Raw genomic sequence first — 17007 nt, forward strand, 5'->3', positions numbered from 1 at the left:
CTAGTTTACTCTTTTATAAGCATTGAATCTCCAAAGGAGAAAAATCTATATCTTTCTTTTACTGCTTCATTATAGGCATTCATAACATTTTCTTTTCCTGCAAGAGCAGAAACTAACATAATTAATGTTGACTCTGGTAAGTGGAAATTAGTTATTAATTCATCTATAACCTTATATTTATATCCTGGATAAAGGAAAATATCTGTCCAACCACTTTGTTCTCTAACAAATCCATTTTCATCTCCAATGGTTTCTAATGTTCTTGTTGAAGTAGTACCTACAGCAATAACTTTATTGCCCCTCTTTTTAGTTTCATTAATTATATCTGCATTTTCCTTATCTAAATGATAGAATTCAGAGTGCATAATATGTTCATTAATATCATCTACCTTAACAGGCCTGAAAGTTCCAAGACCAACGTGCAGTGTTAAATATGCTATATTTATACCTTTTGCCTTAATTTCCTTTAATAATTCTTCTGTAAAGTGAAGACCTGCTGTTGGGGCTGCTGCCGAACCTTTTTCCTTAGAGTATACTGTTTGATATCTTTCCTTATCCTCTAGTCTTTCAGTTATATATGGCGGAAGTGGCATTTCCCCTAGTTCATCTAAAACTTGTTCAAATATACCATCATAACTAAATTCAATTATTCTATTTCCTTCTTCCACTATATCAACAACTTCACATTTAAGCTTACCTTCTCCAAAGGTAAATCTTTGCCCTATCTTGGCTCTTTTACCTGGTTTAGCTAAACATTCCCACTTATCTCCTTCTATTCTTTTTAACAGAAGAAATTCTATTTTCCCACCAGTATTTTCTTTTTCACCTATAAGCCTAGCTGGCATTACTCTTGTATTATTTAATACTAAAGTATCTCCTTCATTTAAATAATCTATCACATCATGGAAAGATTTATGTTCTATACTTCCTGTCTTTTTATCTAAAACCATAAGTCTTGAAGCATCTCTTTTTTCTAAGGGATGTTGTGCAATTAATTCTTCTGGCAAATAAAAATCAAAATCACTTACTTTCATTGTATTATCTCCTTATCTATGGTCATTCATTCTTAGAACAACTTTTGTTGCTCACCATTTAACTTTTTATTTTTGCTTCTCCCCAAATGTTCATAAGCCTTATCAGTTGCAATTCTTCCCCTTGAAGTTCTTACTATAAAACCTGTTTGAAGTAAATATGGTTCATATACATCTTCAATAGTTCCAAGCTCCTCTCCAATAAAGTAGGACAATGTTTCTATACCTACTGGTCCTCCATTAAAGTTATCAATAATTGCTTCTAAAATTTTATTATCTACCCTATCAAAGCCTTTATTATCAACTTCAAGCAAATCTAAAGCAGCTTTAGCTTCCTTTGCACTTATTAATGAATTAGAATAAACTTCTGCATAATCTCTAACTCTTTTTAATAATCTATTAGCAATTCTAGGAGTACCTCTAGACCTTCTTGCAAGTTCTAGTGCTCCTTCTTCTGTAATATGGCAGTTTAGGACAAAAGCAGATCTTATTACAATCTCCTTAAGTTGTTCAACTGAATAATACTGCATATCACAAAGAACTCCAAATCTATCTCTAAGAGGAGATGTAAGCATTCCAATTCTAGTAGTTGCCCCTATTAAGGTAAACTTTGGCAAGTCCAATCTTATAGACTTTGCAGCTGCTCCTTTTCCTATTACAATATCTAGAACATAGTCCTCCATTGCAGGATATAATATCTCTTCTACATTTCTATTAAGTCTATGAATTTCATCTATAAATAAAACATCATTATCCTTAAGGGTAGTAAGTATAGCTGCTAAATCACCAGCCCTTTCAATAGCAGGTCCTGATGTTATCTTAAGCTCTCCATCCATTTCTTTAGCTATAATATTAGCTAAAGTTGTCTTACCAAGGCCTGGAGGCCCATAAAGAAGCACATGATCTAAGGCTTCGCTTCTATTTTGAGCAGCCTTAATAAAGATACTTAATCTCTCCTTGACCTTATCTTGCCCTATATATTCCTCTAAACTTTGAGGTCTTAAACTTAATACACTTCCGTCTTCAAATATTTCCTGTGGTGTTATTATTCTTTCCATAATCCACCTCTCTATCCCATTAGAACCTTTAAACAATTCTTAATGATATTTTCTAAACTTTCAGTCTTATCTACCTTACTTAAAGCTGCTTCAGCTTCCTTCTCTGAATATCCTAATGCTAGCAGAGCACTTAAAGCTTCTGCAATATTCATAGTACTATTTGAAGCAATATCCATAAAATCTGATGAACTTTCATTATTACCTGAAATTTCTTCTTTCTTAATTTTATCCTTAAGCTCTAATATAATTCTCCCAGCGGTTTTCTTACCTATACCAGGCGCCTTACATAAGTGCTTATCATCACCCATCATAATTGCATATCGTAAATTATTAATTCTACTAATAGATAATAATGATAACGCTGCCTTTGATCCTACACCATTAATGGATATTAACAATTTGAACATTTCAAGTTCTTCTTTTGTGTCAAATCCATAAAGCCCCATGAAGTCTTGTCTAACTATCTGTTCAAGATATAACTTAACTTCTTCATCTATCTTTGGCATAGCTGACATAGTTGCACCTGAAGTAAACACCTTATATCCAATTCCATTATTTTCAACTATAATATAATCTTTATTTATTCCCTTATATCTTCCCTTTATGTATTCAAACATAGACTGACACTCCTTTATGCATACCAACTATACTTTACATCTTATTTTAATCTACACTATACTTTATCATTATAAATAAAATAATTCAACTTCTACAACTTATATATGTAAACATTCTATACAAAAACTAAAGAGTTCCCTCAAGTATTTCTTGAGGCAACCCTTTTCTTATTCTTATTATGTTAAAAGTTAAATAATGTTTTCTTATCTAGAATCTCCTATAAAGAATAATGCCATTGTTCCAGGCCCTGAGTGACTTCCAATTACCGGTCCAACATTATTTATAATAACATCTTTTACTTTAATTTCACTAGTTATTAATCCCTTTAGATGTTCTGCTTCTTCTAAGCAGTCTCCATGACTAATAAATATAATCTGCTCCTCAGGATTAACAATTCTCTCAACTATCTTTTCCTGTAATACTTTAATAGATTTTTTTCTACCCTTAACTTTAGATACAGGTGTAAGTCTACCTTCATCATCTACATGCATTATAGGCTTTATACTTAACATTGTTCCCACTATAGCAACAGAGCTTGAAACTCTACCACCTCTTTTTAAGTGATTTAAATCATCAACAGTAAACCAGTGATTTACTCTTAACTTGTTTTCTTCAATCCAATTTACTATTTCCTCTTTACCTTTTCCTTCTTTAAGCATTTTAGATGCATAATAAACTAATAATCCTAGTCCCATAGATGCACTTTTCGAATCTATAATTGTAATATCAGCATTTTCATTATCTAATTTAATATTTTCCATTGCTAATCTCGCACTATTAACACATCCACTTAAAGCTGATGAAAATCCTATATATATTATCGAATATCCATCATTAACATACTTTTGGAATCTTTCTTGGAACTCTCCAACATTGGCTTGAGATGTTGTTGGCATTTCTCCATTTCTAATAAGCCTATAAAAATCTTTATAGTTTATACTTTCACCTAAGTCATCTGGAATTTCTTCCCCCTTAAGATTTACTCTAAGGGACATAACTTGAATATTATTTTCTTTTACAAAGTTAATGGGTAAATCACAGCATGAGTCTGTAAATATTATTGTCTTCATTATTCCCCTCCTATCTTTATCGCTATATCTTATACTATAATTATATTACTATTACGAAATAATTCCATAGTCTAATAATATTTTATTTTGCTTCTTCCTTACTTTGCCTAGATATATTAAGCAATATACCTATTGCCCCTAAATTAAAGACCAAGGAGGTTCCACCATAGCTGATAAAAGGCATTGGCACACCTGTTACTGGCATTGAACCTGTAACAACTGCAATATTTATTATTGCTTGAATTGCTATTACTGATATTATTCCAATAGAAATCAAGAATCCGTAGTTATCCCTAGCTTTAATAGCTATTGAAACTCCTTTAATAACAATAAACATAAATAATAAAACTATAAATGTACATCCAATAAGTCCAAGTTCCTCGCCAATAATTGCAAAAATAAAGTCATTATGAGGTTCAGGCATAAAAAGAGCCTTTTGTCTTGAATTTCCAAGTCCTGAACCCAAAATTCCTCCAGAACCAAGAGCATAAAAAGATTGTATTAATTGATAACTTTTTCCTGAAGTATCTGCCCAAGGATCTAAAAATGATGTAAATCTATCTAATCTATAAGGTTGCAAATAAATTAAAAATCCTAATATTACAGCTCCTATTGGTACAAAAGAAAGTAAATGACTTAATTTTCCGCCTCCAACAAATATCATTACAACAGCAACCATCATTACAATTACTGTAATACTTAAATTTTTACCTGCAAGGATTAGCACTGCAAAAGAAGCAGCAATTCCTAAGTAAAATAGTGTTCCTTCCTTAAATTTCTTTATCTTATCTTTTCTTCTATCTATAAGTAAGGCAAGATAAAGAACTAAAACATACTTTGCTAGTTCTGAAGGTTGGAAGGATAGAGGTCCGATCCTTATCCATCTTGTCGCTCCATTAAGATTAACTCCTAAAAATAGTACTAAAACTAAGGCTAGGAAGGTCCCCATCACTAAATATGGAGTCCATTTTTTATAAATATGATAGTCTATGGACATAGTTACTAACATTCCGCATATTCCAACTATTGCCCATACGATTTCTTTAATAAAAAAGAAATCACTATTCTCCTTTTCATATAAGGCATAGTAAGAACTAGAGGAATATACCATAATAATACCTATGAAAAGTAGTATTAAAATTCCACATAGTAGCCCATAATCTATATCTTTCATCTTTATTCTTTTTTTTAGTTTTCTATGTCTTCTTTTACTTCCTCTACTAACTGTATTCATTTTTTCTCCTACTACCCATTATTTTAAATTTAATTTAACTTTAGTTCCTTTTTCAATTAATTTACCTGATAATACATCTTGACTATCTACTACACCAGTACCGTTAGCTTTATAAGTAATATTTAAACTATCTAATATTTTCATGGCTTCCTCTAAAGTTTTTCCTTTTAAATCTGGCATAATAAGTTTATTTCCATCAGTATTATCATCTACTAAATTAACACTTATAGTAGAACCACTTTCCACTAATGATCCTGGATAAGGTTCCATACTATTTACCTTCTTAGTAGTTGATTCAACATCTATATTTAATCCACTTTCTTCTAAAATTTTCTTTGCTTCTTCTGTTGTTTTACCTCTTAATTCTGGCACAACAACTTTTTCCTTTTCATTATATCTATCTGTATAAATTTGAGAATCTAAATAAGTAAATAACTCTCCTAATAAAGATTTTAAAAGTGGAGTTGTAACTGGCCCACCATAATATTGTCCATTACTAGGATTTACAACTTTTATATAAATAGTTACTTGAGGATCCTCTACAGGATATAAGGCTAGTACTGAAGCTATATATTTATCAGATGAATACCCCCCAACTACTGGATCTACAGTTTGAGCTGTACCAGTCTTACCACCTACTCTTCTTTCTGATCCCATCAATGTTCCACCTGGTTGTCCACCATTAATTGTTCTCTCTAAATAGTCTCTTAAAGTTGCTGTGGTTTCTTCTGATATAATATTTTCTTCAATAGTTGGCTTAAATACTTCATCTATTACTTTAGTACCATTTCCTGCATTATAACTTATATCTTTCATAATATGAGGTTGAATTAAATCTCCACCATTTGCTATAGCATTAAATGCTGTTAATAGTTGAAGGCTGTTTACAGTATTAGTTTGACCAAAAGCTATAGTTGCAAGGTCCATTTCACTAGCATCACTAACTGACTTTACAATTCCTTCTGATTCCTGTGGTAAATCAACTTTAGTAACTTGTCCAAAACCAAATTTATCAATATACTCCTTTAACTTTGGATACCCTATTCTAGATCCTAGCTCCATAAATCCAACATTACATGAATTTTGAAGAATTTCAGGTAAGGTTTGAGTACCATGACCAGATAAATTCCAACATTTTATAGTTGTTGATCCAAACTTAACTCCACCATCACAATAGAAGGTATCATTTTCACTAGCTAGTCCTTCTTCTAATACTGCAGCCATTGTTATATTCTTAAATGTTGATCCTGGCTCAAAGGAATTGCTTACTGCATCATTCTTTAACATATTTTGAAGTTTTTCAGAATCATCAGCACCTTCAAACTTTTCATATTCATCATAAGGATTATTAGGATTAAAATCCGGCTTATTTGCCATAGCAAGTATTTCTCCGTTATGAGGATTCATTACTATTACATTTACTTCAGTAGCCTTATTATCAGTCAACGCCTTTCCAGCTACCTTTTCAGCCATTAATTGAATATTCTCATCTATAGTTAAGGATACATTTTTTCCATCAACAGGATTAGCAAATTTAACTGTTTGGAAAGGTAACTCCTTAAGACTTCCATCTACCTCTGCTATTTTATATCCCGGAATACCTGTTAGCTCTGAATCATACTGAAGTTCTACTCCATTTAATCCAACGTTATCAAAATTAACGCTACCTAAAGCATGAGCTAAGAAATTATTATTTGGATAATACCTCTTAGGATTAATAGATATAACAACACCATATATTTTTAAATCTTTAATTCTATCAGCAACTTCCTTATCTATTCCCTTAACTAAAGTAGTTGTAGAAATTCTTACTCCCTCTTCATTTACCGGCTCTAACTTCTTCATGACTTCATCATAAGGTACTCCTGAGGCTTCAGATAATTTTCTTGCAACTTCTTCCTTAGTAGTCTTATTTTCTTCATCTTTAATATAAATATCTATTGCCTTTAAATCTAAATCTACTCTATAAACATCAATAGATGTTGCAAGTATAGATCCATTCCTATCTGTTATATCTCCTCTATCGGCTGCAACTGTTACCTGAGAGTTCCATTGTCCTTGAGCCATATGCTTGTACTCTTTACTCCTATAAATCATTATGTAGGTTAGTCTTCCTATAAGTGCTAGAAAAACCAAACATACTCCTATAGTTACATATAAAGCTCTTTCTCTTGAATTATTATTGTTTTTTTTAGTATTATTTTTAGTTCTTCCCTTCATAATAAACCCCCATGGCACATTCTTCTATTTTCATAGGTTGTACTATTAATTATATCAAATAGAAATTAATTATGTAAATCAGTATATATATGTTTCAATAATTAATTTACATTTTAAGCATCTATATTATTTGGCGTGAAAAATAATTAAAAGTGTAAATTACATTAATTGAAAGCTGCGATTTTTTAATTTTTATATAAGTTGATTCTGTATTAGCTTAACTGAAATATTTTTTATATGAACTAATTTAATAAAATATAAAAACTTTATTACAACTTATATAATAAAATAATGGGCTGCCAAAAGACAGCCCTCTGCAATTAGCAGTTAAGGAAGTAATTTATTCTAAATTACTAAAAAGTATAAATATTATAGATATACCATACTTTTTTATAGTTCTTTTAGGCTATAAAATCTTTAAATACAAATTACTTATTCAATAGTGGTAGATACTCTTCATATCCTTCTTCTTTCATTTTATCTTTTGGGATAAATTTTAATGAAGCAGAATTTATACAATATCTAAGTCCACCTAGCTCTTCAGGCCCATCACAAAATACATGTCCTAAGTGAGAATCAGAGTTTTCACTTCTTACCTCAGTTCTAATCATACCATGGCTTGAGTCCATCTTTTCTTTGATTAGTTTTCTATCTATAGGCTTTGAAAAAGCTGGCCAGCCACATCCTGAATCAAATTTATCAGTAGATACAAATAAAGGCTCTAATGATACAACATCAACATAAATACCTTCTTCAAAATGATCAAAATACTCATTAGTATAAGGTGCTTCAGTTGCACTTTCTTGAGTAACTTTATATTGTAATTCAGTTAATTTCTCTTTAAGCTCTTCTTTACTATATTTTTTCAATTCCATCCCTCCATTATATCTATATTATAAATACATTATCAACTTTGTCTATCTATTCTTAGTTACGAATATTCTTTTTACCACAACTTGAGGTGGATTAGACTTAGTCATAGCTTCAGATAGTCTCATGTAAACTAAATCACCTTTTTGAAGATCTATATTTTCCTTTTTATCATTTAAGGAATTCATAATTTTAGTTTCTTCATTTACAATTCCAACTATTGTAGTCTTTCCTACTTCTACTCCCTTAATATAACCTTCAACAGTTATTCTAGTTGATTTTCCATCTTCATCCTTTTGTATATCGGTTATTTCACCAATAAATAAAGGGCTTTTGCTATTAATCCCTTTTTCCGGATTGGCTCCTATCATAACAAATGAACAAACTAATAATGAAAATATCACTATTAATGACTTTTTAAATTTCATAAAAGTACCTCCTTATAAAATAATCACTAATAGTTTTGTCCTTATCATTATATTTATGCATATTTATATTTTACTTTTTAGAAACGTACATATTATCTTTAATATAAAATCTCCATGGAAAATCCTTTGCTTCTTCCGCATAATCTATCCCTATCCTTGTAGTCTCAACTATTTCAAAATTTTTATTTGGATTGGATTCTATATATAGGATTCCTTCTTTATAAAACTCCATATAATTCTCTTTTTTTGTAATATTTAATGCAGTACAAAGTTTAGAAGGTCCATTAGTTAAATTTTTCTTTTGGCTTTTTGTTAATTCATCATAACTTTTATTAAACCTAACATTAGATAAGTAATCTAAATTATCTATAGGCTCTACTGCCCTAATTAATACAGCTTCTGGCTCATCTTTTATATTAGTTACTATATTTAAGCAATGGTAAAGTCCATAAATAAAATATACATAAGCAATTCCACCTTCTTCAAAAAGAGGTTTTGTTCTTTCAGTTTTCTTATAATTATATGCATGGCAAGCTTTATCTGAGGCTCCAATATAACTTTCAGTCTCAACTATTATTGATTTAATCCTTCTCCCATCTACTTCTCTAACTAAGTAATCTCCTAGTATTTCCTTTGCAACAGTAAGAGCATCCCTTTGATAAAAGTCTTTTTCTATAATCATAAATCCTCCTTATAATTATATAAGTTTATTTTTAACATATACATTTCAGCCATCTTTAATAAAATATAAACTACAGAGAAGCGAGAGCCTTTATTCTTAACATCTAAGTTTTAGCCATACACTCATTAATTAAATATAGATATTATTGCACCTTATATCTTATTATACTATAATATTTGCTTTTAAAACCTTACAATTCTTTTACATATAAATAAAGCAAGAAAATAGAGCCCTAAAGCTCTATTTTCTTGCTATTTTAGATTGTTTAATACTTCTAAGGTTTTATCCTTATCTTTATAATTAATAAAAACAACTTTATCCTTTGAAGTTATTTTTATAAAGGGCCCCTCTTTGCTTTGTATATAAAGCTTTACCTTTTCTCCATTTTCTAATTTAAAATCGCCTTTTTTATTTATTCCATCACTATATCCGTTAGTTCTACTAGATATTTTAGGCAAATTTTCTATTGACTCTATTTCTGTTATATCAATCTTTTTAATAGATGTTCCATAACTTCCATCAATTAATATAGAACTATCTGTAATATTTATTTCATTAGGTTCACTTCCTAAAGAAAAAGTTATTATAATAACTGAAAAAGTAATAAAAGCAACTACTGCTAAAACTACTAACTCAGCTTTACTTTTCTTATTATGATCAAACTTTTGAAGATAAAAAATATACCCAAAAATCACAACTATTAATATTACAGTAAGTGGCATTATAGAAAAGTTAAAATATCCTGTTATAATTCCACCAAAAAATAAAAATGCTGAAATAATATAACACATTCTAGCCATATGTTTAGCTAGTTTTTCAACTTCAATATTTTCTTTTTCAACCTTAGAAGCAGTATTATATCCTGATATAAGCCAATAACATTTATATTTACTTATAGCTACTCCAATTAATATAAATACCAAACTTACTATTGATAATATAATTATTGGAATCATAGAAATCCACTCCTTTAAAGTTAAAAACCACCTCTTATAAGGTTAATTATATCACTTTAGGTGATTAAGTCAATATCTTTTTAGAATATGATTTACCATTCTATTGTTAGAACATTAACATCCTCTTTTGTAAATGAAACCCTATACCCTTCATAAATTAACCATGATAATAATTCTTTTTGTATTTCTTCATCATTACAGACTAAAATAGCTGATACCTTGTTTATATTAACCTCTTTAGCATAATTAATATTATCTAAAAGCTTTCTTTTATGATCTTTTAATACCTCTATATCCATTTCTCCATCTCCCTTCCCTTAATATTATTCATATCTGTATATTTATATGTAAATTATTTAATAAAAAAAATACCACCCATAAGGTAGTATTAATAGAAAATATCTAATTAAAAAATTGAAATTTAATGAAACAATTTATTTAAAGCAAAAAAGATATAGGATAGTTATTACACTGTCTATCCTATATCTATATTATTTTATTTACCAATAAGCTAATTGTTTTTTATTACTCCAATTGCTACTCCTAATATATTAACATCTCTATTCGATAATTCTATAGGTGAATATAATGAGTTAGCTGGCATAAGTTTTGGAGTTTCACTATTTAAATTTAATGTCTTTAATGTAGCCTCTCCATCTAAATTAGCTGCAACTATATCATTATGGTTAGCTGTAGCCTGTTTTTTAATTACTACTAAATCACCATTACAGATATTTTTATCAACCATGGAGTCACCCTTAACTCTTAGAATAAATGTTTCTTTTCCTTTTTCAAGCCAATATTTAGGTAAGTAGAAATTACCTTCAATATTATCATTTATTTCTATTGGGTTACCAGCTGCTATATTATTAAACATAGGAATGTCTAATAATTCATCCTCGTTGAAAATAACATTATTTTCTTCTAATAATTCCTTCGAATTAGAAGCAGTATCTATATTGAAGTCAACAACTTCCTTATTTCTAAGATTAATATATTGATACTTTTCTATAGTATTAATTTCTTTTTTCTTACTTTCGAATTTTAATTTAAAGTTGAAGGTTTTTCCTTTTATATCAAAGCCTAAGGAGTTAAATTTTCTTCCCTTAATCATCCAAGAATTTTCCTTAGTATTAAGCTCACTATTTAAAATTAGAATAAAAGAAGAGTAAGTTTTTTCATTATATATAGCTTTTACTAAGTCTATTTCAGCCTTGGTTAACTTTTCAGTATCATCTAATATTATATGACTATATATTCCACTAAGCTTTTTTACATATTGTAATGCAAATAATACATGATCATATTCATCTATTCTATTACTTGAATATAACTTTTCATTATACATTTCCTTAAGGCTATAAATCCCTTCACGAGTATAAGAAGACTTTTTTATTATTCCTTTTCTGCCTTTTCTATCAACTTTTAAATATTCTTCTAAGGAGAAATTACTTGCTTTTATCCATAGAATTTCATCTAATAAGAATTCATAAGAAGCTTTTTTTATAAATTTTGATTTCTTATAAAATCCTTCTATATATTCTTTTAAATCTTCTAATACCTTTAATGCTTCTCTTCTATGTATATTATTAAATGCTTGTCCTTTTTCTCTTCCATAAGCATTATAATATGTATTAACAAGTTCTTCTAATGTTATAATTTCCACTCTGTTTTTATCTAAAGAAAATAATGAGTAAAAATAATTCTCCTTACTTTCACTATTATATAATTCCTTAGCCTTAAAGTTTTTACTATGGCTAGAAGTAATAAATACTATTTTATCTTCTTCATAAAGACAATAGTTATTTTCTAAGTTTAATAATTTATAAATTGAAGCAGTACTTTTCCCTGTATTTTCTTTTCCCTTTAGTATTTGATATCCTGATGATTTATTATTAATAAACCTTTTTTGGTATTTTGTAAGTTCCACATTTTCACCGCCCTATCTTCTGTATATTTAAATGTATTTTAATAATATATTTTATTGAGATTTATGTCAAATAAGAAAACGACTGTAAGGGCTGTCGCGCAAACAGCCCTAATTAAGAATCAAAAATTAAAAACGGCGTCAGCACCTTTTTAGTTTTAATTCTGCCATCATAGGATAATGATCTGACGGATATCTACCATTTTTATTGTAATATATTATTTCATTATTAATTATTTCAAACTCATCACTTGCAAATATATAATCAATATGTAATCCTGTTTTTACTCCTTTAAATTTCCCCAATGTTGCTCTAGTATATATTTCCTTATTATAATCTTGAACTGCAACAAATCTTTTACTACTATATTTCCCCTGAGTAAATTCTTTAACAGCTTTACTTTTAGGTCCTGCATTTAGGTCTCCCATTAAAATTGCAGGATAATCGTCTTGCTTATGTTTATTTTCAATATATTCTCCAATCTTTTTAAGACCATATTCTCTTGCTTTAGGAAGTAGAAAATCTAAATGAGTATTATATACACGTATAAGGTTTCCCTCTTCTAGTTCTACTAGTGCTGTAGTACAGATTCTTGGAAATACTGAATACCATACAGCACTTCCCATTTTATCTGGTTTATCAGATAACCAAAAAGTGCTGTGTTCAAGTATCCTATGTCTTTTTGCAACTAATATATCGTTTCTTTCTATAAAATATCTAGAGCTTCTTGGATCTCCCACTATATTATAGTTAGAAATCTCAGAAGATAAATCACTATACATTTTATTATTTAGTTCCTGTACGCCAATAACGTCATAATCATTATTATTAATAATTTCATATACTAATTTTTTTCTAGTATTCCACCTATTATTAATATCTAATAAAAAATCAGTCCTTAAGTTAAAGGTTAGTACCTTCATACTTTATCTCCTTATAATCTCTCTATTTTGCAGCAAAAGAAATTTTATCTCTTATTTTTAGCTTATCTAAAACAACCCCTGAAACTACAAATATTATTCCACTTGCAATAGGTTGTATCATCTCCATAAACAAAGTTGCTACTGGTGATAAAAAGTTTCCTGAAATTATTGCTCCAGCTAAATAATATCCAAATACTCCTATTATCCCAGCTAAAAATACTGCAAGAACATTTCTCTTTGAAATTATATTATCACTTTTTGAAGAAAAGCAAAATACCATCATAGGTTTTATTATCATTGTAGGTAATATCCATAATACTCCACCAGTTAATCCATCTGAAAGCGCTCCCCCAATTCCCGCTGCAATCATAGCATAGGGAGTAGGTAATATTACAGCTGTTAAATATATAAAAGCATCACCTAAATGTATATATCCTCCATTAAAGCCTGTAGGTATGTGAAAAAATATTATACTTACACATATTAAAGCTGAAAATAGAGCTGTTAATACTATATTCCTAGTTCTATTACTTGTATTCATTAATTAAAATCAACTCCTTTAAAAAGGCTTCAAACATAATTCCTTCATTAGTATCAGTTTTAAACTTAGATGTAAATTCTATTACTTTATATATGAAGTCAGTTGCATGTTTGATAGCATAGTTTAAATCATGGTTATTCATAAGTAATCCTATAATAATTGATGTAAATACATCTCCCGTTCCACTATAGGACTCATGATTGAATTTTGACTTTACTTTAAAAACCTCGTTTTTTTCTTTATCATAAGCATAGTTATATATATTATTTTCTTTTATTATTCCTGTTATTATTACTTTTTCTGGCCCAAGATTACTTATCTTTTTGCAGATTTCAATAACTTTTTCATCGCTAGTATTATACTTATCGTATTCTTCTCCTGTTAATATGCAAGCTTCTGTTAAATTAGGAGTTACTATATTAGCAATTGAAACTAAGTGTTTCATTTTGCTACACATACTGTTAGTAAAGGTGTCATATTTAACTCCGTTATCTCCCATAACAGGATCAACTACTACTAAAGTATTGTCCCTTTCATTAACAAAATCTAAAACTATATCTATTTGTTTCTCTGATCCTAAGAATCCACTATAGATACAATCAAAATCTATACCAAGTGTTTTCCATGAATCCTTATATTTAACCATCTCATCTGTAATATCTAAAAAAGTGTACTGATCAAATCCAGTATGGCATGATAAAACAGCTGTTGGATATGGACAACATTGTACCCCTAAAGCAGATAATATTGGTATTGCTGCCGTTAAAGAACACCTTCCCACTCCTGATAAATCATTAATTGTTGCTACCTTTTTAACTTCCTTCATAAGTGCACCTACTCTTTTTTAAGTTATTTATATATAATAATCCAAGATTTTCATTTTGTCTATTGTATCGGTACAAACTATGATTTTAAGCAAAATAAAAAAACAAAATAAAAAAACAAAACAAATTAAGACAATAATATGGGTTTAAGAAACATTATGAAATAAACTGACTTCACTTAATTATTATGGTAAAGTTTAATTGTAATATAAATTAGAATTTGAGGAGGTAAATCAAAATGGCAATTACTATAAATATTTATTATACTGGTAAAAACGGAAATGCTAAAAAATTTGCAGAAGAGATGATCTCCAGTGGAGTTGTAAATGATATTCGTACCGAAAATGGAAATATACAATATGAATATTTTTTTCCTATGGATGACGAGGAAACTGTACTTTTAATTGATAGTTGGAAAGACCAACAATCTCTTGATCTACATCATGCTTCACCTATGATGACAAAAATCACCAAACTTAGAGAAAAATACGATTTGCATATGAAATTAGAACGATACATTGCTGCTGAAGTAGGGGTTGATTCTAAAGACAAAAAATTTATTAGGAATTAAGATATCCTCTTTAAAAGAAACTCCTTCTCCTAAGATCGAATTAGTAAGTTCAAGAATCCGAATATAAAATTTGAGCTCTCACTTAAATTTTTATTATTAATAAGGACTGCCCTAAGGCAGTCCTTATTAATTTTCTATAATTCAATAACCATACTTAAAAGCTTATTACTTCTATCTATAAAACTATTCATTTCTTCAGCAGTAAGTTCCTTATTAGATAAAAGTGCAATATCTACAATATAATTACTTATTAATTGAAGCTTTTCTTTATTATCATCATTATTACTTGAAGCGATTTTTTTGATGATAGGATTATTGCTATTTAGAACTAAAGTCTTTTCTTCATTAAACATATTTGGCATATCCATACCACCAAACATTTTACTCATTTCTAACATTCTTCTTGATTCTTCAGAAACTAAAATAATAGCTGGTGTTTCAGTATTCTTTAATCCTTGAACCTTAACTTCTTTTATATCCTTTATATTTAGTTCCTTAAATGTATCTTCTATCTTTTTATTAAAATCTGATGTATCTTCATTATTTTCTTCTTTTAATATATCAGATATATCAGAATCAATTCTTGCAAAAGTAACACCTGGTTCTTTTGCTTCTAAGAAGCTAATAAAATGATTATCTAAAGAACAATCTAAAACTAATGCATCTAAATCTGCATCCTTAAACATCTTTATATATTGAGATTGTTGCTTTTCATCAGTTACATAAAAGACTTTGTTTTCATGCTTTTCCTTATTATTTTCTAGATATTCTTTTAAAGTTATATACTCACCATTTAATCTTCTGAAAATAACTATATCTTTTATCTTCTCATAAAAACTTTCATCTCTTAAGCATCCATACTTAATAAAGATTTGAATGTCTTTCCAGAAATTATTGAAGCTTTCTTTTTCATTTTTAGATAATCCTACTAGCTTATCAGCCACCTTCTTAACTATATGTTTAGATATCTTCATTACATCCTTATCTTTTTGCAGGAAGCTTCTAGAAACATTTAAAGGTAAATCTGGACAATCTATTGTTCCCTTTAAAAGTAGTAAAAAATCTGGTATAACTTCTTTTATATTATCTGCAACAAATACTTGATTGTTGTATAACTTTACTTGACCTTCTGTTGCTTCTAACTCATGCTTTAATTTAGGGAAATATAGTATTCCTTTTAAGTTAAATGGATAATCTACATTTAAATGAATCCAGAATAGAGGATCGTTAAAATCTCTAAATACTTTCTTATAGAAAGCCTTATATTCTTCATCAGTACAATCCTTTGGAGCTTTCATCCATAGTGGATTAGTATCATTTAAAGGTTTCTTATCTTCTTCCTTATTCTCAGAATTTTCATCCTCTAAGTAAATTTCTATAGGTAAGAAAGAACAGTATTTCTCTATTATTTCTCGAACCTTATATACCTCTAAAAAGTCAGTACTATCATCATCAACAAATAAAGTAATAGTAGTACCCCTTGTTTTTCTTTCTAATGATGGTGAGATTTCGTATTCAGTTCCACCTTCACATACCCAAGTTACAGCTTCAGCATCATCAATATATGATAAAGTATCTATTTGAACTCTTTTTGCTACCATAAATGCTGAATAAAAACCTAATCCAAAGTGACCAATAATATCTTTGTCATCATTGATTTGATCCTTATACTTATTGATAAAGTCCTCTGCTCCAGAAAAGGCAACTTGATTTATATATTTTTTCACTTCCTCTTCTGTCATTCCAATACCATTATCAATAAACTTTAATGTCTTTTCAGATTTATTAATTGATACTGTTACAGAGTACTTATTATCAGCATCTTCCTTAGCTTCACCTAGGCTAACCAATCTTTTATATTTACTTATTGCATCACACCCATTACTAATAAGCTCTCTTATAAAAATATCCTTATCTGAATATAACCATTTCTTAATAATTGGAAAAATATTCTCTGTATGAATGGAAATATTTCCTTTATTTTTCTCCATAAAAAACACCCTCCTTTTATGTAAAATATTTTATTGAAAATTGAAAATCTTGTCAATATTCA

Annotated in this window: 17 protein-coding genes; 1 reads left to right on the forward strand and 16 read right to left on the reverse strand. The window is 28.8% G+C overall.

The features are described 5' to 3' along the window. Positions 1-5: 5 nt before the first annotated feature. The 15 genes from queA to E5347_RS06775 all read right to left on the reverse strand — a co-directional run bounded on the left by queA (position 6) and on the right by E5347_RS06775 (position 14385). Complete coding sequence (gene queA, locus E5347_RS06705) at positions 6-1034, reverse strand: tRNA preQ1(34) S-adenosylmethionine ribosyltransferase-isomerase QueA (RefSeq protein WP_136005715.1); 1029 nt, start codon at positions 1032-1034, stop codon at positions 6-8. A gap of 32 nt (positions 1035-1066) precedes the next feature. Next, entirely contained in the window at positions 1067-2089 is a 1023-nt protein-coding gene (ruvB, locus tag E5347_RS06710; RefSeq protein ID WP_136005717.1) for a Holliday junction branch migration DNA helicase RuvB, read from the reverse strand. 11 nt (positions 2090-2100) lie between these two features. Continuing rightward, positions 2101-2706, reverse strand: a complete 606-nt coding sequence (gene ruvA / locus E5347_RS06715; RefSeq protein ID WP_136005720.1) for a Holliday junction branch migration protein RuvA — start codon at positions 2704-2706, stop codon at positions 2101-2103. A 204-nt stretch (positions 2707-2910) separates the two neighbouring features. Further along, positions 2911-3777: a DegV family protein gene (locus E5347_RS06720; protein ID WP_136005721.1), complete on the reverse strand. Its 867-nt coding sequence runs from the start codon at positions 3775-3777 to the stop codon at positions 2911-2913. A gap of 82 nt (positions 3778-3859) precedes the next feature. Next, positions 3860-5011 (reverse strand): putative lipid II flippase FtsW, encoded by a 1152-nt coding sequence (gene ftsW, locus E5347_RS06725; RefSeq protein ID WP_136005722.1) that lies wholly within the window; start codon positions 5009-5011, stop codon positions 3860-3862. Between the two features lie 18 nt (positions 5012-5029). After that, a complete protein-coding gene (locus E5347_RS06730; protein ID WP_136005724.1) occupies positions 5030-7231 on the reverse strand; it encodes a penicillin-binding transpeptidase domain-containing protein in 2202 nt (733 codons plus the stop codon). Between the two features lie 428 nt (positions 7232-7659). Then, positions 7660-8106 (reverse strand): peptide-methionine (R)-S-oxide reductase MsrB, encoded by a 447-nt coding sequence (msrB, locus tag E5347_RS06735; protein WP_136005726.1) that lies wholly within the window; start codon positions 8104-8106, stop codon positions 7660-7662. A 42-nt stretch (positions 8107-8148) separates the two neighbouring features. Beyond that, a complete protein-coding gene (locus E5347_RS06740) occupies positions 8149-8529 on the reverse strand; it encodes a hypothetical protein (protein ID WP_136005728.1) in 381 nt (126 codons plus the stop codon). Positions 8530-8599: 70 nt separating this feature from the next. Then, the gene (locus tag E5347_RS06745) at positions 8600-9211 is read right to left on the reverse strand and encodes a DNA-3-methyladenine glycosylase (RefSeq protein ID WP_136005729.1); all 612 of its coding nucleotides are present in this window, start codon (positions 9209-9211) and stop codon (positions 8600-8602) included. Positions 9212-9462: 251 nt separating this feature from the next. Then, entirely contained in the window at positions 9463-10167 is a 705-nt protein-coding gene (locus E5347_RS06750; RefSeq protein WP_136005731.1) for a DUF3784 domain-containing protein, read from the reverse strand. A 92-nt stretch (positions 10168-10259) separates the two neighbouring features. Then, complete coding sequence (locus E5347_RS06755) at positions 10260-10466, reverse strand: hypothetical protein (protein ID WP_136005732.1); 207 nt, start codon at positions 10464-10466, stop codon at positions 10260-10262. 212 nt (positions 10467-10678) lie between these two features. Further along, entirely contained in the window at positions 10679-12097 is a 1419-nt protein-coding gene (lexA, locus tag E5347_RS06760) for a transcriptional repressor LexA (RefSeq protein WP_136005734.1), read from the reverse strand. A 138-nt stretch (positions 12098-12235) separates the two neighbouring features. Further along, positions 12236-13018: an endonuclease/exonuclease/phosphatase family protein gene (locus E5347_RS06765; protein WP_136005736.1), complete on the reverse strand. Its 783-nt coding sequence runs from the start codon at positions 13016-13018 to the stop codon at positions 12236-12238. Positions 13019-13040: 22 nt separating this feature from the next. Beyond that, a complete protein-coding gene (locus E5347_RS06770; RefSeq protein ID WP_136005737.1) occupies positions 13041-13559 on the reverse strand; it encodes a TIGR04002 family protein in 519 nt (172 codons plus the stop codon). After that, entirely contained in the window at positions 13546-14385 is an 840-nt protein-coding gene (locus tag E5347_RS06775; protein WP_136005739.1) for a pyridoxamine kinase, read from the reverse strand. The genes E5347_RS06770 and E5347_RS06775 overlap by 14 nt, the downstream gene beginning before the upstream one ends. Before the next feature lie 236 nt (positions 14386-14621). On the opposite strand from E5347_RS06775, the gene E5347_RS06780 reads away from it, so the two are divergent. Further along, complete coding sequence (locus E5347_RS06780) at positions 14622-14954, forward strand: antibiotic biosynthesis monooxygenase family protein (RefSeq protein ID WP_136005741.1); 333 nt, start codon at positions 14622-14624, stop codon at positions 14952-14954. Between the two features lie 134 nt (positions 14955-15088). Here E5347_RS06780 and htpG read toward each other — a convergent pair whose 3' ends face one another. Then, a complete protein-coding gene (htpG, locus tag E5347_RS06785) occupies positions 15089-16945 on the reverse strand; it encodes a molecular chaperone HtpG (RefSeq protein WP_136005743.1) in 1857 nt (618 codons plus the stop codon). Between the last annotated feature and the right edge of the window lie 62 nt (positions 16946-17007).

Source organism: Clostridium sartagoforme, from assembly GCF_004794105.1.
Lineage (GTDB): Bacteria > Bacillota > Clostridia > Clostridiales > Clostridiaceae > Clostridium > Clostridium sartagoforme_B.